The organism is Paraburkholderia sp. BR10937 (assembly GCF_040965695.1).
GTDB lineage: Bacteria > Pseudomonadota > Gammaproteobacteria > Burkholderiales > Burkholderiaceae > Paraburkholderia.
This window is the reverse complement of record NZ_JBFRCL010000187.1, coordinates 1-308: the sequence shown is the minus strand read 5'-3', so window position 1 is coordinate 308 and position 308 is coordinate 1. Positions and strand designations below refer to the sequence as shown.

Annotated in this window: 1 rRNA gene; it reads right to left on the bottom strand. The window is 55.5% G+C overall.

Annotated features, from left to right (window positions below):
- Positions 1-308, bottom strand: a 23S ribosomal RNA gene (locus AB4Y44_RS42575); the annotation flags it as partial.

The following is a 308-nucleotide window of genomic DNA, read 5'->3' as shown; positions in this document are numbered from 1 at the left end:
TTGGGCTTACGGCGAGGGGGCCTTTCACCCCCTTTATCGCTACTCATGTCAGCATTCGCACTTCCGATACCTCCAGCACGCTTTTCAACGCACCTTCGCAGGCTTACGGAACGCTCTCCTACCATGCGTACGTTCCTTTAAATCCACCACGACTCACCCACCAACGATCATTGTTGGGTGCTTTGTCGCTGCTGCGCAGCGACAAGCGTGGTGCGCTTAAAGGAACGCACGCATCCGCAGCTTCGGTATATGGCTTAGCCCCGTTACATCTTCCGCGCAGGACGACTCGATCAGTGAGCTATTACGCT